At 63.8% G+C, this 20,782-nt stretch carries 24 protein-coding genes; 11 read left to right on the plus strand and 13 right to left on the minus strand.

What is annotated here, in order from left to right:
* Nucleotides 1-192: 192 nt before the first annotated feature.
* Entirely contained in the window at nt 193-696 is a 504-nt protein-coding gene (locus RCO31_RS28920; RefSeq protein WP_308971763.1) for a type II toxin-antitoxin system HicB family antitoxin, read from the minus strand.
* Between the two features lie 92 nt (nt 697-788).
* On the opposite strand from RCO31_RS28920, the gene RCO31_RS28925 reads away from it, so the two are divergent.
* Nucleotides 789-1,661 (plus strand): methyltransferase domain-containing protein, encoded by an 873-nt coding sequence (locus RCO31_RS28925; RefSeq protein WP_308971764.1) that lies wholly within the window; start codon nt 789-791, stop codon nt 1,659-1,661.
* A 106-nt stretch (nt 1,662-1,767) separates the two neighbouring features.
* Here the strand turns inward: RCO31_RS28925 and RCO31_RS28930 are convergent, their stop codons facing one another.
* From RCO31_RS28930 to RCO31_RS28965, 8 genes are all read right to left on the minus strand, one after another.
* Complete coding sequence (locus RCO31_RS28930; RefSeq protein WP_308971765.1) at nt 1,768-3,369, minus strand: molybdopterin-binding/glycosyltransferase family 2 protein; 1,602 nt, start codon at nt 3,367-3,369, stop codon at nt 1,768-1,770.
* Complete coding sequence (locus RCO31_RS28935) at nt 3,366-4,079, minus strand: XdhC family protein (RefSeq protein WP_308971766.1); 714 nt, start codon at nt 4,077-4,079, stop codon at nt 3,366-3,368. Before RCO31_RS28935 ends, RCO31_RS28930 begins: the two co-directional genes overlap by 4 nt.
* On the minus strand, nt 4,076-4,402 hold the full coding sequence (locus RCO31_RS28940) for an XdhC family protein (RefSeq protein ID WP_308971767.1): 327 nt from the start codon (nt 4,400-4,402) through the stop codon (nt 4,076-4,078). Before RCO31_RS28940 ends, RCO31_RS28935 begins: the two co-directional genes overlap by 4 nt.
* A 150-nt stretch (nt 4,403-4,552) precedes the next feature.
* A complete protein-coding gene (locus RCO31_RS28945) occupies nt 4,553-5,755 on the minus strand; it encodes a VWA domain-containing protein (protein ID WP_308971768.1) in 1,203 nt (400 codons plus the stop codon).
* A 7-nt stretch (nt 5,756-5,762) separates the two neighbouring features.
* Complete coding sequence (locus RCO31_RS28950; protein ID WP_308971769.1) at nt 5,763-6,680, minus strand: MoxR family ATPase; 918 nt, start codon at nt 6,678-6,680, stop codon at nt 5,763-5,765.
* Nucleotides 6,681-6,709: 29 nt separating this feature from the next.
* Nucleotides 6,710-7,510: a xanthine dehydrogenase family protein subunit M gene (locus tag RCO31_RS28955; RefSeq protein WP_308971770.1), complete on the minus strand. Its 801-nt coding sequence runs from the start codon at nt 7,508-7,510 to the stop codon at nt 6,710-6,712.
* Between the two features lie 64 nt (nt 7,511-7,574).
* On the minus strand, nt 7,575-8,054 hold the full coding sequence (locus RCO31_RS28960; RefSeq protein ID WP_308971771.1) for a 2Fe-2S iron-sulfur cluster-binding protein: 480 nt from the start codon (nt 8,052-8,054) through the stop codon (nt 7,575-7,577).
* Nucleotides 8,055-8,170: 116 nt separating this feature from the next.
* A complete protein-coding gene (locus RCO31_RS28965) occupies nt 8,171-8,626 on the minus strand; it encodes a carbon monoxide dehydrogenase subunit G (protein ID WP_308971772.1) in 456 nt (151 codons plus the stop codon).
* Between the two features lie 208 nt (nt 8,627-8,834).
* Here RCO31_RS28965 and pcaD point away from each other — a divergent pair, with 208 nt between their 5' ends.
* A complete protein-coding gene (gene pcaD / locus RCO31_RS28970; RefSeq protein ID WP_308971773.1) occupies nt 8,835-9,614 on the plus strand; it encodes a 3-oxoadipate enol-lactonase in 780 nt (259 codons plus the stop codon).
* Here the strand turns inward: pcaD and RCO31_RS28975 are convergent.
* Together RCO31_RS28975 and RCO31_RS28980 are read right to left on the minus strand one after the other, a co-directional pair.
* Nucleotides 9,569-10,096 carry a hypothetical protein gene (locus RCO31_RS28975; RefSeq protein WP_308971774.1) on the minus strand — a complete coding sequence of 176 codons (528 nt, stop codon included), beginning with the start codon at nt 10,094-10,096 and terminating at the stop codon, nt 9,569-9,571. The two genes, pcaD and RCO31_RS28975, sit on opposite strands and share 46 nt — an antisense overlap.
* 172 nt (nt 10,097-10,268) lie before the next feature.
* Nucleotides 10,269-10,433, minus strand: coding sequence for a hypothetical protein (locus RCO31_RS28980; RefSeq protein ID WP_308971775.1), 165 nt, complete (start codon nt 10,431-10,433; stop codon nt 10,269-10,271).
* Nucleotides 10,434-10,655: 222 nt separating this feature from the next.
* Between RCO31_RS28980 and RCO31_RS28985 the strand changes: the two genes are divergently transcribed.
* The 6 genes from RCO31_RS28985 to RCO31_RS29010 all read left to right on the plus strand — a co-directional run bounded on the left by RCO31_RS28985 (nt 10,656) and on the right by RCO31_RS29010 (nt 16,056).
* On the plus strand, nt 10,656-11,570 hold the full coding sequence (locus RCO31_RS28985) for a branched-chain amino acid ABC transporter permease LivH (protein ID WP_308971776.1): 915 nt from the start codon (nt 10,656-10,658) through the stop codon (nt 11,568-11,570).
* On the plus strand, nt 11,570-12,904 hold the full coding sequence (gene livM / locus RCO31_RS28990; RefSeq protein WP_308971777.1) for a high-affinity branched-chain amino acid ABC transporter permease LivM: 1,335 nt from the start codon (nt 11,570-11,572) through the stop codon (nt 12,902-12,904). The genes RCO31_RS28985 and livM overlap by 1 nt, the downstream gene beginning before the upstream one ends.
* Complete coding sequence (locus RCO31_RS28995) at nt 12,901-13,743, plus strand: ABC transporter ATP-binding protein (RefSeq protein WP_308971778.1); 843 nt, start codon at nt 12,901-12,903, stop codon at nt 13,741-13,743. The genes livM and RCO31_RS28995 overlap by 4 nt, the downstream gene beginning before the upstream one ends.
* Nucleotides 13,740-14,465, plus strand: a complete 726-nt coding sequence (locus tag RCO31_RS29000) for an ABC transporter ATP-binding protein (protein WP_308971779.1) — start codon at nt 13,740-13,742, stop codon at nt 14,463-14,465. Before RCO31_RS28995 ends, RCO31_RS29000 begins: the two co-directional genes overlap by 4 nt.
* Nucleotides 14,465-14,830 (plus strand): DUF6867 family protein, encoded by a 366-nt coding sequence (locus RCO31_RS29005; RefSeq protein WP_308971780.1) that lies wholly within the window; start codon nt 14,465-14,467, stop codon nt 14,828-14,830. Before RCO31_RS29000 ends, RCO31_RS29005 begins: the two co-directional genes overlap by 1 nt.
* Nucleotides 14,831-14,928: 98 nt before the next feature.
* Complete coding sequence (locus tag RCO31_RS29010; protein ID WP_308971781.1) at nt 14,929-16,056, plus strand: branched-chain amino acid ABC transporter substrate-binding protein; 1,128 nt, start codon at nt 14,929-14,931, stop codon at nt 16,054-16,056.
* 56 nt (nt 16,057-16,112) lie between these two features.
* Here the strand turns inward: RCO31_RS29010 and RCO31_RS29015 are convergent, their stop codons facing one another.
* The gene (locus RCO31_RS29015) at nt 16,113-16,847 is read right to left on the minus strand and encodes a cytochrome c biogenesis protein CcdA (RefSeq protein WP_308971782.1); all 735 of its coding nucleotides are present in this window, start codon (nt 16,845-16,847) and stop codon (nt 16,113-16,115) included.
* A 135-nt stretch (nt 16,848-16,982) separates the two neighbouring features.
* Between RCO31_RS29015 and RCO31_RS29020 the strand changes: the two genes are divergently transcribed.
* From RCO31_RS29020 to RCO31_RS29030, 3 genes are all read left to right on the plus strand, one after another.
* Nucleotides 16,983-17,984: a P1 family peptidase gene (locus RCO31_RS29020; RefSeq protein WP_308971783.1), complete on the plus strand. Its 1,002-nt coding sequence runs from the start codon at nt 16,983-16,985 to the stop codon at nt 17,982-17,984.
* A 142-nt stretch (nt 17,985-18,126) separates the two neighbouring features.
* On the plus strand, nt 18,127-18,813 hold the full coding sequence (rpe, locus tag RCO31_RS29025; protein ID WP_308971785.1) for a ribulose-phosphate 3-epimerase: 687 nt from the start codon (nt 18,127-18,129) through the stop codon (nt 18,811-18,813).
* Nucleotides 18,814-18,818: 5 nt separating this feature from the next.
* Nucleotides 18,819-19,901 (plus strand): serine hydrolase domain-containing protein, encoded by a 1,083-nt coding sequence (locus RCO31_RS29030; RefSeq protein WP_308971786.1) that lies wholly within the window; start codon nt 18,819-18,821, stop codon nt 19,899-19,901.
* Here RCO31_RS29030 and RCO31_RS29035 read toward each other — a convergent pair.
* Nucleotides 19,790-20,725, minus strand: a complete 936-nt coding sequence (locus RCO31_RS29035) for a LysR substrate-binding domain-containing protein (RefSeq protein ID WP_308971787.1) — start codon at nt 20,723-20,725, stop codon at nt 19,790-19,792. The genes RCO31_RS29030 and RCO31_RS29035 overlap by 112 nt on opposite strands.
* Nucleotides 20,726-20,782: the final 57 nt, after the last annotated feature.

The following is a 20,782-nucleotide window of genomic DNA, read 5'->3' on the forward strand; positions in this document are numbered from 1 at the left end:
TTGCTTGCCTATAGCCGTTCGAAGAGCGGCGTCGCTTTGCTTGCCTATGGCTGTCCGAAGAATGGCATCACTTCGCTTGCCTTTGACAAGCCGCGCAAAGAAGCCCGACACGAGCGCCCCCTCCCCCGAGTTGACGACGCGAAGCTAAGCGACAGCCGTTGCTGATTGGTGAACGACGAAGATCGCAACCTGTCACGGCGAGGACTTTTTCTTCGACGATCTTCCGGTTCGCAATCCGCCCCTCTTGTGCACCTTCGAACGGGGCTCGACCGACGTCGCGTGACTCCCACCAGGACCCAGAAGTCCGTTCAATGCGTTGGTGGCAGCGAGCCCGAAAAAGCTCGACCGGCTCATGCCGAGCTCCGCGGCACGCCGGTCGACCCGGCCGATCAGGCTCTTGGGAAGAAAGACGTTCACCCGCTCCGACTGGTCCGGCGGATCCACGCCCACGATAAAATAAGCAAGAAACTTGCAGCCCTTCGGGAGCACGACCTGCTCGATCGGCGTCGCCGCTGGAAGCGGCCTGTCATGCTCGACCAGCACGTCAACCGCTTGCGCCAGCGCGTTCTCTGCCTTCTCGATCGTTTCGTCCTGCGACTTTCCACCGGCAACACATCCGGGAAAATCGGGAAACCATGCACCGAACGTTCCCTTCGGACCGCGTTCGAGAACCGCGGGATAAAGCCTTTTCTTCATTTGGCCTCTTCACCTAGGTGTGCTATTTCACACACCAATGTGTTAAATGACACACCTATTATCATCCGCCCGCATACAGCGAAAGGCAACCGATGGATCGGCAGGGCGAACTCAGCATCATCCGGGCGGCCTACGCCAAGCAGATTCTGGCCGCGGCGCGGGTCGACGACGACCGCCTCGGCGCAGCGTTCAGCGCAATACGTCGGGAGGATTTTCTCGGGCCCGGTCCGTGGCCCGTCCTTCGCTGGTTCAGGGATTACGCGCTTACGCCCGATACCGACCCCGTTTATTTGTACACCGATGATGTCGTCGGCATTCTCCCCGAGCGACACATCAACAATGGACAGCCGTCGTTGCATGCGCACCTCATGCATCGTGCGTCACCGGCCACAGGCGAGCGCGTCGTGCATGTCGGGACCGGCACCGGCTATTACACCGCGATCCTTGCTCACCTCGCCGGGCCGTCAGGCCGGGTCACCGGCATTGAACATGATCCCGAACTTGCCGTACGTGCGAAAGTCAATCTCGCGCCCTGGCCGCACGTTGAAATCATCGAGGGCGACGGCGCCCAGGTTTCGTTCGGAGAAGCCGACGTCATTTACGTCAATGCGGGCTGCACGCGACCAGCCCAAAGCTGGCTCGATCGGCTGGCCGATGGCGGGCGTCTGATCCTGCCGATGACGTCAGATCAGGGCTTTGGCGCGAGGCGGTCGCCGGAACAGATCGCAAGTGCCGGGGCAGTTTTTCGCATCGAGCGTCGCGGGCACGACTATTTCGCAAGGTGGATTTCAGGGGTTGCGATTTTTCCCTGCGCCGGAAGCCGCGATGAGGTGTCCGAACGCGCGCTGGCCGAAGCCTTCGCGAAGCAGGGCTGGCAACAGGTCACACGCCTCTACCGCGATCAGCAGATTCCCGAAGACCGTTGCTGGCTTCGTGGATCGGGCTGGTGTCTCGCCTACAGCTAGCCTGTAGCCCGCATGAGCGAAGCGATATGCGGGGTTCTTGTCACAAAGTCTGTCCCCGCATGTCGCTACGCTCATGCGGGCTACGATCACCAGGACACCGAAAGGATCACCCCCTCGCCAACGCCAGCGCCTCCGGCGTGTCGATGTCGAGGAAGGCGCTCTGCCCGTCCGTCTCGACCTCGACGACCGCCTCGGCATGGCGCGCGATCATGTGACGCGCGCCGACATCGCCCTCGAGTGTCATCAGCTCATCGAAGAAACGGCGCGACCACAGCACCGGATTACCGCGGCGGCCTTCCGCGGCCGGCACTGCGATCAGCGCGCCCTTGTCCGGCGCAAGCGCGTCGATCAGGCGGTCAATCAGGTTGGCGTCCACGCGCGGCATGTCGCCGAGGCAGATCACTGCGCCATCGGCCTCGGCAGGCACGGCGGCGATGCCGACCTTCACCGAACTGGCAATTCCCGCGGCGAAATCCGGATTGGCCACGAAGTTGACGTTCAGCCCCTGCAGCGCCGCGCGGACCTTGTCGGCCTGGTGCCCGGTCACGACAATGACTGTTCCGGCGTGCGAGGCGAGCGCCTGCTCAGCGACGATCCGCACCAGCGGCTTGCCATGCAAGGTCTCCAACAGCTTGTTCGGCCCGCCCATCCGGCTCGAGCGCCCGGCTGCGAGAACGACCGCGGTCACATTGCGATTGCTGTCTGCGCCGGAAACGACGCGCGGCTGCGGACGAGTGACGATCTCCATCAACAACCCGCCGACCCCGAGACCCGTAATGTCCTCGCGCGTCACAGGAAGTCCCGCCAGGAGGCGCATGAGAATCCAGTCGAAACCGTTTTCCTTCGGTGAGCGCGCGCAGCCTGGCGCGCCCAGCACCGGCGCGCCGTTCACCTGCCCGACCAGCATCAGATTGCCGGGATCAACCGGCATGCCGAAATGTTCGACCGTGCCGCCGGCACGCTCGATCGCAGCCGGAATCACGTCGCGCCGGTCGGCGATCGCCGAGGCACCGAACACGATCACGAGCTCGGCGCCCGCGGAGAACATCTCGGCGATCGCAGCGGTCAATTCCTTCTCGTCGTGCGAGATGCGCTTCTCGGCGACGATGCCGGCCCCCGCGGGCGCCAGGCGCTGCGCCGTGACCTGCAGGGTCTTCTCGACGACCTTCGCCGCAAGCCCGGGCAGCAGTGTCGAGACGATGCCGACCTTCCTGATGCGATAAGGCGCGATCCGAAGCGCCTCGCGCGTCGCCGCACTGACGGCTTCGTCGCGCAACTGCGCCGGCATGCCGAACGGTACAATCTTGACGGTGGCGATCATCTCGCCTTCGACCACCGGCTTGAAGTTCGGAAGAGTGGCCAGCGTGATCGCCTCGTCGACGCGATTGATGCGGTCGACCGCGGCGCGGTCGACAACAAGCACGCCGGGCGCAGCCGCGAACAGGTTGGAACGGCCGGTGAAGGCCCGTTCGACGGTGACCCCCTCGCCGCCGATCGCCTGCGCGATGCTGGCCGCCGCCTCGTCCTCGGAGATGTCACCCTGCTCGAGCTGCGCAACGACGATTTCGCCGACGCCGGCCTTCGCCAGTGCCTCCACTTCGGCCGCGCCGATCAGCGTGCCCTTCTTCAGCACAAGGCCGTTCTGGCGAATGCTATGGACCGTGACGCCGCCGATCGCTTCGGGCGGCTTCATCGCGCCGAACTTCATGCGGGTTCTTTCACTTTAGCTGCAGCCGCGTCCTTCGGCATGCGCAAAGTCGCCGTGATCTCCGCCATGATCGCAACGGCGATCTCGGCCGGCGAGACCGCACCGATAGCAAGCCCGATCGGCGCGTGAATGCGCGCCAGTGCGGGCTCGGAAACGCCCTGCTGCTTCAGTCGCTCGATGCGCTTTGCGTGAGTTTTGCGCGAGCCGAGAGCGCCGATGTAGAAGCACTTCCTTTCGAGCGCGTGCGTCAGCGCCGGATCGTCGATCTTCGGATCGTGCGTCAGCGCGACAAAGGCGGTGTAGGGATCGACGTTGAGCTGCGGCAGCGCCACATCCGGCCATTCGGCGATCAATGGAATATCGGGAAAGCGCTCGGGGCTTGCGAATGCCGTGCGCGGGTCGACCACGGTCACGTCATAGTCGAGCGCGCGCGCCATCGGCGCCAGCGCCTGGCTGATGTGAACCGCGCCGATCATCACGAGCTTCGCAGTTGGCGCATGCACGGTGATGAACAGCTTGCGACCGTTCACTTCGACCATGCCGCTTTTGCCCATGCGAAGATGCCGGTCGAGCTCGCCGCTGAGCTCGTCGGCGGCGATATCCTTCGCCTTCACCAGCCGCTGCTCGCCGCTGGCCATGTCGGTCACGACAAGCGCCGGCCGTCGCGCGGCGCGCTCCGCGTTCAATTGGGCGAGCGTTTCTGCCTTCACGACCCGACCTTCTCGACAAACACACGAATGGTGCCCCCGCAGGACAGGCCGACGTTCCACGCGGTCTCGTCGGCGACGCCGAACTCCAGCATCTTTGGCTGGCCGCTCGAGATCACATCCAGCGCCTCGGTGACGACGGCGCCTTCGACGCAGCCTCCGGAGACGGATCCAAGGAATGTCCCCTCGTCGTTGATGACGAGATGCGAGCCGGTCGGCCGTGGCGCCGAGCCCCAGGTCTCGACCACGGTCGCAAGTGCAACGCCGTGGCCGGCCTTCTTCCAGTCTTCTGCAATCTTCAGGATATCGTCGTCGCGGCTGAGCATTGCTCTCTCCCACTTTGATGCGTCATGCCCGCGAAGGCGGACATCCAGTACCCCGCAGCGTAGTGATCCGTCCGCTGACGCTCTGGAATACCGGGTCCCCGCCTTCGCGGAGACGACGATAAGAGTGATACGGCTTTCTCCCAAACTATCTTAGGCGGCGGACCTCTGATCGAACCGTCCGCGCGGGGGCGCGGCGGACAGCGCTTCGATCAATTCGCCCATCGACTTTAGATTGTGTACCGGGCGGAATTCGTCAACATGCGGCAGCATCATTTTGACGCCTTGCGCCTTCGGCTCGAAGCCGGAATAGCGCAACAGCGGGTTGAGCCAGACCAGCCGGCGGCAGGAGCGATGCAGCCGGTCCATCTCGAAGCCGAGCCGCTGGTCGGCCTCGCGCTCCAGCCCGTCGGTGATGAGCAGCACGATGGCGCCCTGCCCCAGCACGCGGCGCCCCCACAGTTTGTTGAATGCATGCAGCGACGGCGCGATGCGGGTGCCACCTGACCAGTCTTCCACTAGCGCCGAGCAGCGCGCCAGTGCGTCGTCCGGATCGCGCGCGCGCAACGCACGGGTGATGTTGGTCAGCCGTGTGCCAAAGAGAAAGACCGAGACGCGCTTGCGGGCATCGGTGACCGCATGCAGGAAATGCAGGAACAGACGCGTGTACTCGCTCATCGAGCCGGAGATATCGAGCAGCGCCACGATCGGCACCGGCTTCTCGACATGACCGAGGCGGTGAAAGTTGACGATCTCGCCGCCGGTCCGCAGCGAGCCGCGCAGCGTCCGCCTGAGGTCCAGCCTTCGGCCGTGCGGCGTCGGCTGGAAGCGCCGCGTTGGCTTTTCGGCGAGCGGCAGCGTCATCCGCTGCACGGCGCGGGTCACGGCCTCGATCTCCGCCGCGCTCATCTGCGCGAAATCCTTGGTCTGCAGAACCTCCTCGTCAGAGACGGAAAGCTGCATCTCCTCCACGGTGCTTTCGCGCTCATGCACCATGTCGCGCTGCGCCAATGCCTCCTGCACGCGGCGTGAGGCCGGCGGCGGCGGCTTTTGCTCGGGCTGACCCGGCAGCGGCACGCTGTCGACGAGTTGGTCCCAGTCCTGCATCGCGCGGAAGAAGATATCGAAGGCTTGCGCAAAGATCGCTGCATGCTCATGCCGCTTGACGAACACGCTTTCCAGCGCCGTGAACACATCGGAGCGGTTGCCGAGACCGACCACCTGCAGCGCCTTCAGGGCGTCTATCGTCGCGCCCGGCCCGACAGGCATGCCGGCAGCGCGCAACGCGCGCGCGAAACCAATGATGTTGTCGGCGATGACGCCTTTCGTCTGTGGTTCTGCGACGCCGTCCGGCATGCGCGACCTACCTGGATTTGCCGGCGAGCGCTGTCTCGAGCGTCTTCGTCAGGGCCTCGCCCTGCATGCGGGAGATGTCGTCCTGATACTTCAGCAGCGCGCCGAGCGAGTCGCCGACGACCTGCGGCGTCAGCGTTTTGGCGTCGAGCTCGCGCAATGCTGTCGCCCAGTCCAGGGTTTCCGCAACGCCAGGGGGCTTGAACAGGTCCTCTTCGCGCACCGCCTGGACGAAGGCAACGACCTGCTCCGACAGTCTGGCCGAGATCCCCGAGACGCGCGACTTGACGATGGCGATCTCGCGCTCGGCGGACGGATAGTCGACCCAATGATATAGACATCGCCGCTTCAGCGCGTCATGGATTTCCCTGGTCCGGTTCGAGGTGACGATGACGATCGGCGGCTTGGGCGCTTTGACGGTCCCGAACTCCGGGATGGTCACCTGAAAATCCGACAGGATTTCCAGAAGGAACGCTTCGAACGCCTCATCCGCGCGATCGAGCTCGTCGATCAGCAGCACCGGCGCGCCGGCCGCATCCGGCTCGAGCGCCTGTAACAGCGGCCGCTTGATCAGGTATTGCTCGGCGAACACGTCGTGCGACAGTCGCTCGCGGTCGGTTTCGCCGGTTGCCTCCGCCATCCGAATGGCGATCATCTGCGCTGCGCTGTTCCACTCGTAGACGGCGGATGAAACATCGAGGCCTTCGTAGCACTGCAGGCGGATCAATTTGCGCCCGAGTGCGACAGACAACACCTTTGCGATCTCGGTCTTGCCGACACCCGCCTCTCCCTCGAGAAACAGCGGCCGCCCCATCTTCAGCGACAGGAACGTCACCGTCGCGAGCGCCCGCTCGGCGAGATAGCCGTGCTTCAACAACAGGTCGAGCGTCGCATCGACCGAGTTCGGAACTGCGGATGCCGCAATCATGGTTCAACCTGCGACGCCGGAGCGCCGCCTCAAGCGTTCGCCGCCTCGACGGCGCGGCGCGCGATCACGCCGATCAGATGCGCACGATATTCGGCACTGCCGTGCAGGTCGCTATTGAGCCCGTCGGCCGAGACGGTCAGACCGTCGAGCGATTTTGGAGAAAAGCGCTTCTTCAGAGCCTCCTCGAACTGCGGCACACGGAACACGCCGTCGCCGCCGGCGCCGGTGACCGCGACCCGCACCTCTGACGGGCGCTTGGCGACGAACACCCCGACGAGCGCGTAGCGCGAGGCCTGGTTGCGAAACTTGATGTAGGCTGCCTTCTTCGGCACCGGAAACTGTACCCGGGTGATGATTTCGTCCGGCGCGAGCGCTGTCGTGAATAGTCCTTGAAAAAACTCCTCCGGCTTCAGCTTGCGCTTGTTGGTGACGACGGTGGCGTCAAGCGCCATCACAGCCGCCGGATAGTCCGCCGTCGGATCGTTGTTGGCGAGCGAGCCGCCGATCGTGCCCATGTGGCGCACGGCCGGATCGCCGATCATCGAGGCAAGGTTGGCAAGCGAAGGAATATTCGCCTTGACGATCGCCGAGTTTGCCACGCTCGCGTGACGAGCCATCGCGCCGATCACCAGCGAGCGCCCCTTCATCTCGATGGTATCGAGACCTTCGACCTTCGACAGATCGATCAGTTGTGCAGGCCGCGCGAGCCGCTGCTTCATCACCGGCACAAGCGTGTGGCCGCCAGCGATCAGCTTCGCATCCTCGGTCTTGGCCAGAAGATTTGCAGCCTGACGCACCGTGGCGGGACGGGAGAATTTGAATTCGTACATCGTCGTATCCTTGAAGGACGGCTCAGTCGGATGCGGACTTACAACTTACCTATTCACCTAGCATTTACGCCGGCTTTGCCATTGCCTTGGCGCCGGCGGCGATCGATTTGACGATATTGTGGTAGCCGGTGCAGCGGCAGAGATTGCCCTCGAGTTCCTCGCGGATCGTGTGGTCGTCGAGATCATGGCCCTTGCGATTGACCAGATCCACCGCCGTCATGATCATGCCGGGCGTACAGAAGCCGCACTGCAAGCCGTGGTTCTCGCGGAACGCTTCCTGCATTGGATGCAGCGGCGCGCCGTCCGCCGCCAGACCCTCGATGGTCAGCACGTCGGCGCCGTCCGCCATCACGGTCAGCGTCGTGCAGGACTTCACCGCCTTGCCGTTCACATGCACAACGCAAGCGCCGCACTGGGAAGTATCGCAGCCGACATGCGTACCGGTCAGGCGAAGGTTCTCACGCAGGAATTGAACGAGCAGCGTCCGCGGATCGATGTTCGCGGAATGAACAGTGCCGTTCACTGTAATCGAGACTTTAGCCACCAGCATCTTCCTCCCTGCGGCGCTCGGGACGCGCAGCAACTGATCTTCCGGCAATCCGGCTTTTGGAAAGAGTCTAAGCTATGATAGGGGGCAATTCGGCGCTGGGCAACCGCAGGTCACGGTTGCTTGCCCTGCACGGCTTCGGCGAAATTCGCGAAGAACTCATCCGCCAGTTTCTTGGCCGAGCCGTTGATCAGGCGCTGGCCGAGTTGCGCCAGCTTGCCGCCGATCTGCGCCTCCACGTCATAGGTCAGCGCGGTACCACCGTCCTTCTCGGCAAGCGCCACCGTCGCGCCTCCCTTGGCGAATCCGGCGACGCCGCCCTCACCCTCCCCAGAAATCTTGTAGCCGTTCGGCGGATCCAGATCGCTCAAGGTGACGCGCCCCTTGAAGCGGGCGGACACGGGCCCGACCTTCATTTTGGCCGTCGCGCGGAATTCGGTGTCGGAGACTTTCTCCAGCTCCTCACAGCCGGGAATACACGCCTTGAGAATTTCCGGATCGTTCAACTTGGCCCACACGACGTCCCGCGTGGCAGCGAGTTGATACTCGCCATTCATGGTCATCGCCATTGCGTCGGTCTCCGCCTCTGGTGCCGCCGATTGTCATCGCGCCGCGAGCAATCAGTCAATGGACCACTCGCCTCAAGAAAAGACAATCGCCGAAAAGTGTTGAGGGCAAATTTCTTCCACGATCTCCGCCACCGGCGAGACTGTCGACGTTCGGCGGGGTAGAATGGCGGCAACCGTTGAAAAAAACAGATTCGGGACGGAAGCAATCATGCCCATCATCGACGCCGACGGCTGTCCCCTCCATGTCGCCATCGACGGCCGGGAAGGCGGACCGACCGTCATCTTCTCCAACTCGCTTGGCTCGACGATCAGGATGTGGGAGCCGCAAGTAGCGGCGCTGGGCAGCCAGTTTCGCGTGATCCGCTACGACCGGCGCGGTCACGGCAGGTCCGGCACGGACGGTCCCTACTCGTTCGAACGGTTCGGACGCGACGTGATAGCGATTCTCGATGCGCTCAACATTCGCACTGCGCACTGGTGCGGTTTATCGATGGGCGGCATGGTTGGCCAGTGGCTCGGCGCCAATGCCGCCGAGCGGTTCGACAGGATCGTGCTTGCCAACACCACGTGCCACTTTGCCGACCCGGCGCGCTTTCAGGACCGCGTCAGGGCGGTGACCGAAAACGGCATGGCAAGCATCGCCGATTCGGTGATGGCCTCGTGGCTCACGAAGGATTTCCGCGAGCGCGAGCCCGGCATCACCGAGGAGATCCGGCGCATGTTCATTGCGACACCCGTGGAAGGATATGCCGGGTGCTGCGAAGCGCTGAGCCGCCTCGACCAGCGCGACCTGCTGCCGCGAATTTCGAGGCCTGTCTTGATCATTGCCGGCCGCCACGACACGAGCACGACCGTCGAGCAGGCCGAATTCATGCGCAAGGCGATCCCGAAAGCCAGCATGACGCTGCTTGACGCCGCGCACCTTTCGAACGTCGAGCAGCCTTACGCATTCAACGACGCGCTCATCGGCTTTTTGACGCAGCGGTAGGCCGAAGCCTCACTGCACCCCGCGCCATAATTTTGCGACTCGACCACGAGCAGCACCAGACCGCCGAGCAGCAGCAGGGACTCGGTCGCATGCAGACGCAAGGCGGCGGCTTCGGCAACGGCTGCCGCCGCCGCCATGCTTGCGACGCTGACGATGCTGCCGAATAGAAGCGCCAACGTCAGCACTTCGTCACCGCCGTCGTGCTTGCCGTTCTTGCCGGGGACGGTTTGCGCGGTGAACAGCAGGAGGCAAGCCACAACGACGAATTTCACAAGCGCCAGCAGCCAGGCAAAGCGTACGGTACCAAGCGTTGCGAGATGAAAAGTGTCGTTGACGAACAGCGCCGGACCGATGTTCGCGGGCGCGTAAATGCCGCGGATGGGAAACACGACAATCTTCAGCGCCGCATTGGTCCAGGCCGGTACGAAATAGAGCGCAAGCAGCAGACCATTGATCGTCGTGATGCGCCAGCCGTGAAGCATTTTCGTTGCCTGTTGATCGGACCGCCAGCTAGCGCCCGTTCAATTGGGCGGGCAATTTGAACCTTTCGTTTACCTTAACTGCGCCCGCCGATGTGGATAACCCGGCAGGCGCAAAAACAAAGGCCCCGCTCGTTGCAGGGCCTTCGTTTCAATTTCGCCTCGGGTCGCCGCCCTACTTCTGACGCGGCTCTTGCTGGCCCTGCTGACCGGGCTTGTTCTGCTCCTGCTGCTGCTGGCCGGGTTTCTGACCGCCACCCTGCTGCTGGCCGCCCTTGTGGCCGCCACCCTGCTGCTGCTGACCGGGTTTGCGATCCTGCTGATTCGGATTCTGGTTCATACGCAACTCCCTTGTTGAGTTGATGGTCAACGCGTCCACGCCACCTTGGTTGCTGAAACTGCCGGTTCCGCAGGCAATGGACCCTGGCGGAACCCGCCAGGAGGCTTGTTACCGTGGACAGTTCGACTACGCCCTTCGTCAAGGTTGCCGCTGAAAGTTCCCACTGTTAACAATTTTCCTGATCCGGACCTTCAGCGTCCGGCCAATCTCTCGCGGCGGCGCATGGAATATTTCGCACAGCAGCTCATCAACGGTGTCGCGCTCGGCTCCATCTACGGCCTCATCGCCATCGGCTACACGATGGTTTACGGCATCGTCGGCATGATCAATTTCGCCCACGGCGATATCTTCATGATCGGTGGCTTCATCGCGTTGATCTCCTTTCTGATCTTCGTCTCGATCGGTCTCACCGCCGTGCCGGTGATTTTGCTTCTGGTGTTGCTGGTAGCGATGGCAACTACCGCGCTCTACGGCTGGACGATCGAGCGGATCGCCTATCGACCCCTCCGCCAATCGTTCCGGCTGGCTCCGATGCTATCGGCTATCGGCATGTCGTTCGTGCTCGGCAACTTCGCGCAAGTCTCGCAGGGCGCCCAGGTTAAGCCGGTGCCGCCGATCATCACCGGCGGCCTTACCCTGTTCGAAAGCAACAATTTCGCGGTTCAGCTGTCCAACGTGCAGATCATCGTCGTGGTGACGACGGTCGTGCTGCTGACCATTTTCTCCTTCATCGTCGCCCGCACGAGACTCGGACGCGACATGCGCGCCTGTGCGCAGGACCAGACGATGGCGGCACTGCTCGGCGTCGATACCGACCGCACGATCTCGATGACGTTCGTGATCGGCGCGGCACTCGCGGCGGTCGCCGGCGTAATGTACCTGCTCTATTACGGCGTGGTCGATTTCTACATGGGCTTCATTGCCGGCATCAAGGCGTTCACTGCTGCCGTGCTGGGCGGCATCGGCTCACTGCCGGGCGCGATGCTCGGCGGCCTTGCGATCGGCCTGATCGAGACATTCTGGTCCGCCTACTTCTCGATCGAGTACAAGGACGTCGCGGCGTTCTCGATCCTGATCGTGGTGCTGATCTTCATGCCGACCGGAATTCTCGGCCGTCCCGAGATCGAGAAAGTCTGATGGCGACCGACACGGCCGCACCCATTTCCGTCCGGCCCACACCTGCGCTCAACGTCGGCTTCGTCTTCAAGAGGGCCTGCATCAGTGCGCTGATCGCATTCGGCATGTTCGCCTTGATGATCGGCGTACGCACAGAAGCCGGCGGCACCAGCGCGCAACTGGTCTACTGGACGCGGTTCGAGGAGCTTGCCGCCATCGTCGCTGCGGTGTTCGTGGGCAGCATCGTGGTCGAACTGCTGCGGCACCGATTCCGTCACTTCGAACCCGCGAACCTGGTTCCACGCGCTCTCGAAGGTCCGCTGGCGACGATCCGCCGCCTCATCGCGCCCGCCCTGCTCGGCTTCACCGTGCTGATACCGGTGATCTTCTACGATCAGCGGTACGTGCTCGACCTCAGCATTCTCGTGCTCACCTATGTGATGCTTGGCTGGGGGCTGAACGTTGTGGTCGGCCTCGCCGGGCTCCTGGACCTCGGCTACGTCGCCTTCTACGCCGTTGGCGCCTACTCCTACGCGCTGCTGGCAACGACGTTCGATCTCTCGTTCTGGATTTGCCTGCCGCTCGCCGGCATCCTCGCCGCCTTCTGGGGCGTGCTGCTCGGTTTTCCGGTCCTGCGGCTGCGCGGTGACTATCTGGCCATCGTCACGCTCGCCTTCGGCGAGATCATTCGGCTCATCCTGATCAACTGGCAGACGGTCACCGGCGGCCCCAACGGCATCACCGGAATTCCGCGCCCGACGTTCTTCGGCATTCCATTCACTGCCGCTGACGATGGATTTGCGGCGGTGTTCGGCATCGAGTTCTCGGCCACGCACCGCATCATCTTTCTGTTCTATCTGATCCTGGCGCTGGCGCTCTTGACCAACTGGGTCACCATCCGCCTACGCCGACTGCCGATCGGCCGCGCCTGGGAGGCGCTGCGCGAAGACGAGATCGCCTGTCGTTCGCTCGGCATCAACACGACGACGACGAAGCTCACCGCCTTCGCCGTCGGCGCGATGTTCGGCGGTTTCGCAGGTGCGTTCTTCGCCACGCGGCAGGGCTTTATCAGTCCGGAATCATTCTCGTTCCTGGAATCGGCCTTCATCCTCGCCATCGTCGTGCTCGGCGGCATGGGCTCGCAGCTCGGTGTCGCGCTGGCTGCAGTGGCGATGATCGGCGGTTTCGAACTGTTCCGCGGGCTCGAGCAGTACCGCATGCTGGTGTTCGGCATGGCGATGGTGCTGATGATGGTCTGGCGGCCGCGCGGCCTGGTCGGTCATCGGGACCCGACCGTATTCCTGCAACACAAAACCGCAATCTCGTCTTCGCTCGTCAAGGAAGGGCACGGATGAACGGCCCGAGCGACGCCATTCTCGAGGTGACGCATTTGTCGATGCGCTTCGGCGGCATCGTCGCGGTCGGCGATCTCAGCTTCAGTGCGGAACGCGGCAAGATCACCGCGCTGATCGGCCCGAACGGCGCCGGCAAGACGACGGTGTTCAACTGCATCACCGGATTCTACAAGCCGACCGCGGGCATGCTCCAGCTTACTCATGCCGACGGCAAGACGTTTCTGCTCGAGCGGCTGTTCGACTATCGGATCTCAAAGCTCGCCAAGGTCGCCCGCACGTTCCAGAACATCCGCCTGTTCGCCGGGATGACGCTGCTGGAGAATCTTCTGGTGGCACAGCACAACATGCTGATGCGCGCCTCCGGCATGACATTCCTTGGCTTGATTGGCGCACCGGCGTTCACCAGCGCCGAGCGGCGCGCGATCGATCTCGCGCGCTACTGGCTGGACCGGATGCACCTGCTCGATCGCGCCGACGAGGCGGCCGGCAACCTCGCCTACGGCGATCAGCGGCGGCTGGAGATCGCGCGTGCGATGTGTTCGGAGCCGGCTCTGTTGTGCCTCGACGAACCTGCCGCAGGATTGAATGCGCGAGAGAGCGGCGCGTTGAACGAATTGCTGCTGGCTATTCGTGCCGACCACGGCACGTCGATCCTGCTGATCGAACACGACATGTCGGTCGTGATGGAAATCTCAGATCACGTCGTGGTGCTCGATCATGGCGTGAAGATTGCCGACGGAACGCCGGAGCATGTGCGGAATGACCCGAAAGTCGTCGCCGCCTATCTCGGCGTCGCCGACGAGGCCACCGCTGTCGCCGTCATGGAGGGCCAGCGATGAGCGCCCTCCTCAAAGTCACAGGCCTGCGCGCCGCCTACGGCAAGATCATCGCCCTGAAAGGCGTCGATCTCGAGGTCAACCGCGGCGAGATCGTCGCGCTGATCGGCTCGAACGGCGCAGGCAAGTCGACGTTGATGATGTCCGTCTTCGGCCGGCCGCGCGCGCAGGCCGGTCACATCATCTTCGACGGACAGGACATCACGCAAGTTCCGACCCATGCCATCGCGCGGCTCAGGATCTCCCAATCGCCCGAAGGGCGCCGCATCTTTCCGCGCATGAGTGTGATGGAGAACCTGCAGATGGGCGCCGACGCCGCTGACGGCGGCGGCGACACGCGCGCCGACCTGGACCGGGTGCTCTCGCTGTTTCCGATCCTTCAGGAGCGGCTGACCCAGCGCGGCGGGACGCTGTCCGGCGGCGAGCAGCAGATGCTGGCGATCGGCCGCGCGCTGATGAGCCGGCCGCGGCTGTTGATGCTCGACGAGCCCTCGCTCGGCCTTGCCCCGCTGATTACGCGGCAGATTTTCGACGCCATCCGCCAGCTCAATCGCAGCGACGGACTGACCGTGCTGATCGTCGAGCAAAACGCCAACCACGCGCTGCGGCTCGCCCATCGCGGCTATGTCATGGTGAACGGCCTGATAACGCTGAGCGGAACCGGCGGCGAATTGCTGCAGCGACCGGAAATCCGCGCCGCCTATCTCGAGGGGGGACGCCACTGATGCCCCAGCTCTACGCGGAAGGTTCGTTCCTGCACGTGCTGTTCCTCACCTTCGTGCTCGGCTTCGGCTGTGCCTGGGCCGCCGGGCGCGCCATTGCACTGTCGTGGCGGCCGGCGTGGATTGCCACCGCCGCGATGCTGCCGTTGGGTTTCGCGTTGCGGTTCCTGCATTTTGCGCTGTTTGATGAAACGCTGCTGGAGCCCATGACCTGGATCTTCGAAACCGGCTGCCTGATCGCCGTCGCACTGTTGTCTTGGCGTTATGCGCGCGCCGGCCAGATGGTCCGGCAGTACTATTGGCTCTACGAGCCGGCCGGTCCGTTGAACTGGCGACTGCGCCAAGATGTACCGGCAAAAGCCCCCTGATGCCCAAAGATTGTCGGTGACTTGCGCCAAAAACCGTCCGACAATGTGATCCATCTTGCGTCGGAATTCGATCCGACGCGTGCTGCAAGGAGAGGCGAATGAGACATCTCAAATTGGCCGGCCTGGCGTTCGGCGCATCGGTCGCCCTGACGACTTGGACGGCCGCTTGGGCGCAGGACACCAGCATCGCAGTCGTGGGACCGATGACAGGCGGCGAAGCGGCGTTCGGACGTCAGATGAGGAATGGCGCCGAGCAGTTCGTCGCCGACTTCAACACTGGTCCCGGCCTGATGGGCAAGAAACTGAAACTGGAAGTGGGTGACGACGCCTGCGATCCGAAACAGGCCCGCTCGGTCGCCGAGAAGATGGCGGGCATGAAGATCCCGTTCGTCGCCGGACACTTCTGCTCGTCGTCATCGATCCCCGCCTCCGAAGTCTATTCGGAGAGCAACGTTCTGCAGATCACGCCGGCCTCGACCAACCCGCTGTTCACCGAGCGCAAGCTCGCGAACGTGCTGCGGGTCTGCGGCCGCGATGACCAGCAGGGCATCGTCGCTGCCGACTACATCGCGAAGCACTTCAAGGGTAAGAACGTCGCGATCCTGAACGACAAGACGACCTACGGCAAAGGCCTCGCCGACGAAACCAAGAAGGCGCTGAACAAGGCGGGCATCAAGGAGAAGATGTTCGAGTCCTACAACAAGGGCGACAAGGACTTCGCTGCGATCGTCTCGCGCCTGAAGCGCGACAACATCGACCTTGTCTATGTCGGCGGCTATCACCAGGAAGGCGGCCTTCTGATGCGCCAGATGCGCGATCAGGGCCTCAAGACCGTGCTGATGGCCGGCGACGCGCTGAACGACAAGGAATATGCTTCGATCGCCGGCGCAGCCGCCGAAGGCACGTTGTTCACCTTCGGTCCCGACCCGCGCAACAAGCCGACCGCCAAGGCCGTGGTCGACAAGTTCAAGGCGAAGGGCATCGATCCGGAAGGCTACACGCTCTACACCTACGCTGCGATGCAGGTGTGGACGCAGGCCGTGGCGAAGGCGAACACCACTGACGCCAAGAAGATTGCCGATACGATCAAGGGCGGCACCTGGGATACCGTGCTCGGCAAGCTGTCGTTCGACCCCAAGGGCGACCTCAAGCTAATCGACTATGTCGTCTACAAGTTCGACGCCAAGGGCGGCTACGCCGAGGTCAATCCCGGCAAGGGCTCCTGAGCGAACTTGGCGCGCAAACATCAAGCCGCCCCTCCGGGGCGGCTTTTTTTCTGCCACTATCCGAACTTGGCCAGCGCCGGAAACGTCTCCAGCATCCAGATGCTGACATGGGTGATGGTGCCGGTGAGAAACGCGATGCCGGTGACGAGCATCAGCACGCCCATCGCCCGCTCGACGTTGACGAGTTGATGCTTGAAACGCGCAAGCAGCTTGGAGAACCGCTCGATCGCTAGCGCCGCAAGCAGGAATGGAATGCCAAGGCCCGCTGAATAGACCGCGAGCAGTCCCGCCCCCTTGGCGACCGTCGCCTCCGAAGCTGCCACCGCGAGGATCGCCGCCAGAATGGGACCAATGCACGGCGTCCATCCGAACGCAAAAGCAAGCCCCATCGCATACGCGCCCCACAGCCCGACCGGCTTGGCCATGCCGAGCCTGCCCTCGCGCATCAAAAGGTCGATGCGCGTCAGGCCGAGGAAATGCAGGCCCATGACAATGATGATGATGCCGGCGACGATCGACAGCTCCGCCGACCAGGCCCGCACCAGCGCGCCGACGACGCTGGCGCTTGCGCCCAGTGCGACGAACACGGTGGAGAAACCGAGCACGAACATCGCCGCCGCGATCATCACCGCGCGGCGCGAGCACGCGCGCGGCTCCCCGGAAGCGACGTGCTCGACGGTGGCGCCGGTCAGGTACACGAGATACGGCGGAACCAGCGGCAGCACGCAGGGCGACAGGAAGCTGATGACGCCCGCGACCAGCGCCGCGAGGATGGAAACGTCGGAAATCATAGGGCTAGATGCGACGTAACGGGCTTGCTGCGCAAGAGCGCCTGCTCATCTTCCGCGCGTTGTGAAGGGCTCGTGATCTCGCATGGTTGACCGGCAAGCTGCCATGCGCTCATCTGCGGGTCGAAGGTGGAACAGATGAACAACCTCCTCACCGATATCGAAGGCGTGCGCGTCGGCCATGTCGAGGATCGCAGCCTCGGATCCGGCACCACAGCCGTCATTTTCGATGAGCCTGTCGTCGCCTCGATGGACGCGCGTGGCGGCGGCCCCGGAACACGCGACACCACGTTGCTGGAGCCCGGCTACACGGTCGAGGCCATCCATGGGCTTACGCTTTCGGGCGGCTCGGCCTTCGGCCTCGATGCCGGCGGCGGAGCGATGGCCTGGCTCGCCGAACAAGGCCGCGGCTTTCCGATGGGTCCGGTGCGCGTGCCGATCGTGCCCGGCGCCGTCATCTTCGACCTGCTGAACGGCGGCAACAAGGATTGGGGCCGGTTCTCGCCCTACCGCGACTTCGGCTATGCCGCCGCGGCGGCCGCGCGCGACGGCGTCTTCGCGCTTGGGAGCGTCGGCGCCGGGCTCGGCGCAACGACGGCCAATCTCAAAGGCGGTGTCGGATCCGCCTCCGCCACGACAAGCCGCGGCGTGCAGGTGGGCGCGCTTGCAGTGGCAAACGCGGCCGGCAGCGTCGTGGTCGGCGATGGCCCCTGGTTCTGGGCTGCACCGTTCGAGCTGAACGGGGAGTTCGGCGGTCGTGGGCAGCCGGCATCGTTCACCGCCGACATGCACGCGCCGCGCCTGAAGGGCGGCCCGCGTGCGACACCCTTGCAGAATACCACTCTGGCGGTGGTCGTCACGGACGCTCAGTTGACGAAGGCCGCGGCCCGGCGGCTGGCGGTCGTGGCTCAGGTGGGGCTCGCACGCGCCATCAATCCAGTCCACGCACCGCTCGACGGCGACGTGGTGTTTGCCGTAGCGACTGGCAAGAAACCCATCGACGGGCCGGTCGACATGAATGAGCTCGGCATGCTGGCCGCAAACGTCGTCGCCCGTGCGATCGCGCGCGGCGTTTACGAGGCGACGGCCCTGCCCTTCCCCGGCAGCCTGCCCGCATGGAAAGACCGGTTCGCCCGCTAAGCCTGACGGATGCATGAGCCAAAGCCGTTCGCGCGCAACACAAGCAGCTGTCCACGCCGTTTTGCGACTGCGTCCGGGAGCTTACATTGCCCCTCCGCGACGCCCATGTTAGGCGGTCCGTGACATCCGGAGAGGGTCAAAAATGCTTCGCCCGCTGGTCATCGCACCGTCAATTCTTGCCTCCGACTTTTCCAAGCTCGGCGAGGAAGTCCGCAACGTCGATCGCGCCGGCGCCGACTGGATCCATCTCGACGTCATGGACGGCCACTTCGTTCCGAACATTTCGTACGGCCCGGACGTCATCAAGGCGATACGACCGTATTCGAAGAAAATCTTCGACACGCATTTGATGATCGCCCCTTGCGATCCCTATCTCGAAGCCTTCGCCAAGGCCGGCTCGGACATCATCACCGTACATGTTGAGGCCGGCCCGCATCTGCACCGTTCGCTGCAGGCGATCCGCGCGCTGGGCAAGAAAGCCGGCGTCTCGCTCAATCCGGCGACGCCCGCACTCGCCATCGAGCACGTGATCGACCTCGTCGATCTGGTGCTCATCATGTCGGTCAATCCGGGATTCGGCGGGCAGACGTTCATCCCCTCGGCAATCGAGAAGATCGCAGCCGTTCGCGCGCTGGCCGCGGGTCGGCCGATCGACATCGAAGTCGACGGCGGCGTGACCGCAGACAATGCCGCGGCGATCGCGGCGGCAGGAGCAAATGCTCTGGTCGCCGGCTCCGCCGTGTTCAAGGGAGGAAACGAAGCCGCCTACAAGGCCAATATCGCAGCGATCCGGCATGCTGCGGCCGGTCCACGCGGCGAAGCCGTCTGAACGACGTGACGCTGCAACCCATCGTCGACCGTGCGTTCGAACCCGTCAGAGGGGCGATCGCGGAACGATGCATCCCGGGCGCCGTGCTCGGCCTCGTCGACGCAGCGGGCGACCGCGTGGTGGCGTTTTCCGGCCAGGCGCAAATCCAGCCGACCGCGATCGCAATGCGGCGGGAAACGGTGTTTGATCTCGCCTCGCTGACGAAGGTCATCTTCACCACGACGACGATCCTGCGGCTTGTCGAACAAGGTCGCGTGGCGCTGGACCAGCCGCTATCCGAATTGATTCCGGATCTGCGGCAGTACGACCTCGACGCGGCCGAACGCACTCTGACGGTTCGCCAGTTGCTTGCGCACCAGACGTTCCTGCCGGCGGTCGAACCCCTCTATACCTACGGCCAGGATCCGCAGACCTTGCGCGCGTTTGTCCTGCAACGCGTGTGGAAGCACGGGCCGCCAGTTTACTCGGACATCAACTTCCTCCTCTTAGGTCTCGCAATCGAGCGCGTCACAGGCGCGCCACTGAAGAGCTATCCGCTGCATGCCGGATTCACGTTCGCGCCCGATGCCTCGGCCTGCGCGGCGACGGAATACTGCCACTGGCGCGAGCGGATGTTGCGCGGCGAGGTGCATGACGAGAATGCCTTCGCGCTTGGCGGTGCATCAGGGCACGCGGGACTGTTCGGTGCCATCGACGCCGTGCTCGACTTCGCAGCCTCGATGCTGAACAACACGGCATTGCAACCCGACACCATCAGCCTCTTGCGCACGCGGCAAAGCCCGCAGCGCACGCTCGGCTGGGAGATGAAATACGACGGCTGGTCTGGGGGCGCAGCCTGCTCCGAAGAGACGATCGGCCACACCGGCTTCACCGGGACCGGCCTCTGGATCGATTTTCCCCGGCGCATCGCCTGGTCGCTCCTCACCAACCGCGTCCATCCCACCCGTCATGTCGAAACGGGGATCGCTCAACTGCGTCAGGCGGTCGGGCGGCTGGCCGGCGACTTCAGCCCAGCGACGCGCCAGGGCGTCGACGCGAAACGCTCGGTGAGGAAATCGAGAAACACCCGCACCTTGGGCAGTCGGTGACGGCCCTCGAGATACACGGCCGACAGCCGCAGAGGCTCGGCGTAGTGGACGTCGGTCAGTAGCGGCACGAGCGATCCGTTGGCGATCAGTTCGGCAACGATCATGTCGCCCAGGCGGATGATGCCGCCGCCGTTCAGCGCAAGGCGCAGCGCGGCCTCACTGTTGTCGACCGCGACGCGCCGTGTCGTCTCCCTATGCACGATCCCGTCCGCTGTACGGAAAGGCCATCCACGCCCGGCCTGACTGGCGATGACAATGCAGACATGGTTCGCAAGATCTGCCGGCGTACGCGGCGTGCCTTCACGCGCGAGATATGCGGGCGACGCGCAGACCACGCGCTCGAAATCGGCGATCTTGAACGAGAGTGCCGCGACATCGCCCACCGGGCCCGCGCGGACGATCACGTCCGCCGGATCGGTGCCGATATCGACGATGCGGTCGGTGATCGAAAGATCGATCTCGATATCCGGATAGCGCGCGATGAAATCCGGCAACGCCGGCGCGAGCTGATGGATGCCGAAGCCGTTGCTGGTATTGATGCGCAGGCGCCCACGCGGCGCGCCCCGCGACCTTGTCACCTCAATCTCGGCCTCGGCGATGTCGGCGAGGATTTGCCGGGCGCGAGCCAGATAGACGTCCCCTTCCGAACTGAGCGAGAGACGCCGCGTCGTGCGATGGAGAAGCTGCACGCCGAGCCGGTCTTCCAGACGCGTCACAAGTTTCGAAACCGCGGACGGGCTCAATCCCAGGGCTGCCGCGGCGCCGGCAAAACTCTGGTGCTCGACCACCGTCACAAATGCGCGCATTTCGCCGATCGCATCCATTACTCATTCCTATAATTCATGAATGTGCACTAAAATGAGATAATTATGCCGCCGGCA

The organism is Bradyrhizobium sp. LHD-71 (genome assembly GCF_031157255.1).
Lineage (GTDB): Bacteria > Pseudomonadota > Alphaproteobacteria > Rhizobiales > Xanthobacteraceae > P52-10.

Bases quoted from the DNA above. Each gene is read 5' to 3' on its own strand.
- RCO31_RS28920 (WP_308971763.1), bottom strand. From the start codon at position 696: ATGAAGAAAAGGCTTTATCCCGCGGTTCTCGAACGCGGTCCGAAGGGA.
- RCO31_RS28925 (WP_308971764.1), top strand. From the start codon at position 789: ATGGATCGGCAGGGCGAACTCAGCATCATCCGGGCGGCCTACGCCAAG.
- RCO31_RS28930 (WP_308971765.1), bottom strand. From the start codon at position 3,369: ATGAAGTTCGGCGCGATGAAGCCGCCCGAAGCGATCGGCGGCGTCACG.
- RCO31_RS28940 (WP_308971767.1), bottom strand. From the start codon at position 4,402: ATGCTCAGCCGCGACGACGATATCCTGAAGATTGCAGAAGACTGGAAG.
- RCO31_RS28945 (WP_308971768.1), bottom strand. From the start codon at position 5,755: ATGCCGGACGGCGTCGCAGAACCACAGACGAAAGGCGTCATCGCCGAC.
- RCO31_RS28950 (WP_308971769.1), bottom strand. From the start codon at position 6,680: ATGATTGCGGCATCCGCAGTTCCGAACTCGGTCGATGCGACGCTCGAC.
- RCO31_RS28955 (WP_308971770.1), bottom strand. From the start codon at position 7,510: ATGTACGAATTCAAATTCTCCCGTCCCGCCACGGTGCGTCAGGCTGCA.
- RCO31_RS28965 (WP_308971772.1), bottom strand. From the start codon at position 8,626: ATGGCGATGACCATGAATGGCGAGTATCAACTCGCTGCCACGCGGGAC.
- pcaD (WP_308971773.1), top strand. From the start codon at position 8,835: ATGCCCATCATCGACGCCGACGGCTGTCCCCTCCATGTCGCCATCGAC.
- RCO31_RS28975 (WP_308971774.1), bottom strand. From the start codon at position 10,096: ATGCTTCACGGCTGGCGCATCACGACGATCAATGGTCTGCTGCTTGCG.
- RCO31_RS28980 (WP_308971775.1), bottom strand. From the start codon at position 10,433: ATGAACCAGAATCCGAATCAGCAGGATCGCAAACCCGGTCAGCAGCAG.
- RCO31_RS28985 (WP_308971776.1), top strand. From the start codon at position 10,656: ATGGAATATTTCGCACAGCAGCTCATCAACGGTGTCGCGCTCGGCTCC.
- livM (WP_308971777.1), top strand. From the start codon at position 11,570: ATGGCGACCGACACGGCCGCACCCATTTCCGTCCGGCCCACACCTGCG.
- RCO31_RS28995 (WP_308971778.1), top strand. From the start codon at position 12,901: ATGAACGGCCCGAGCGACGCCATTCTCGAGGTGACGCATTTGTCGATG.
- RCO31_RS29000 (WP_308971779.1), top strand. From the start codon at position 13,740: ATGAGCGCCCTCCTCAAAGTCACAGGCCTGCGCGCCGCCTACGGCAAG.
- RCO31_RS29005 (WP_308971780.1), top strand. From the start codon at position 14,465: ATGCCCCAGCTCTACGCGGAAGGTTCGTTCCTGCACGTGCTGTTCCTC.
- RCO31_RS29010 (WP_308971781.1), top strand. From the start codon at position 14,929: ATGAGACATCTCAAATTGGCCGGCCTGGCGTTCGGCGCATCGGTCGCC.
- RCO31_RS29015 (WP_308971782.1), bottom strand. From the start codon at position 16,847: ATGATTTCCGACGTTTCCATCCTCGCGGCGCTGGTCGCGGGCGTCATC.
- RCO31_RS29020 (WP_308971783.1), top strand. From the start codon at position 16,983: ATGAACAACCTCCTCACCGATATCGAAGGCGTGCGCGTCGGCCATGTC.
- rpe (WP_308971785.1), top strand. From the start codon at position 18,127: ATGCTTCGCCCGCTGGTCATCGCACCGTCAATTCTTGCCTCCGACTTT.
- RCO31_RS29035 (WP_308971787.1), bottom strand. From the start codon at position 20,725: ATGGATGCGATCGGCGAAATGCGCGCATTTGTGACGGTGGTCGAGCAC.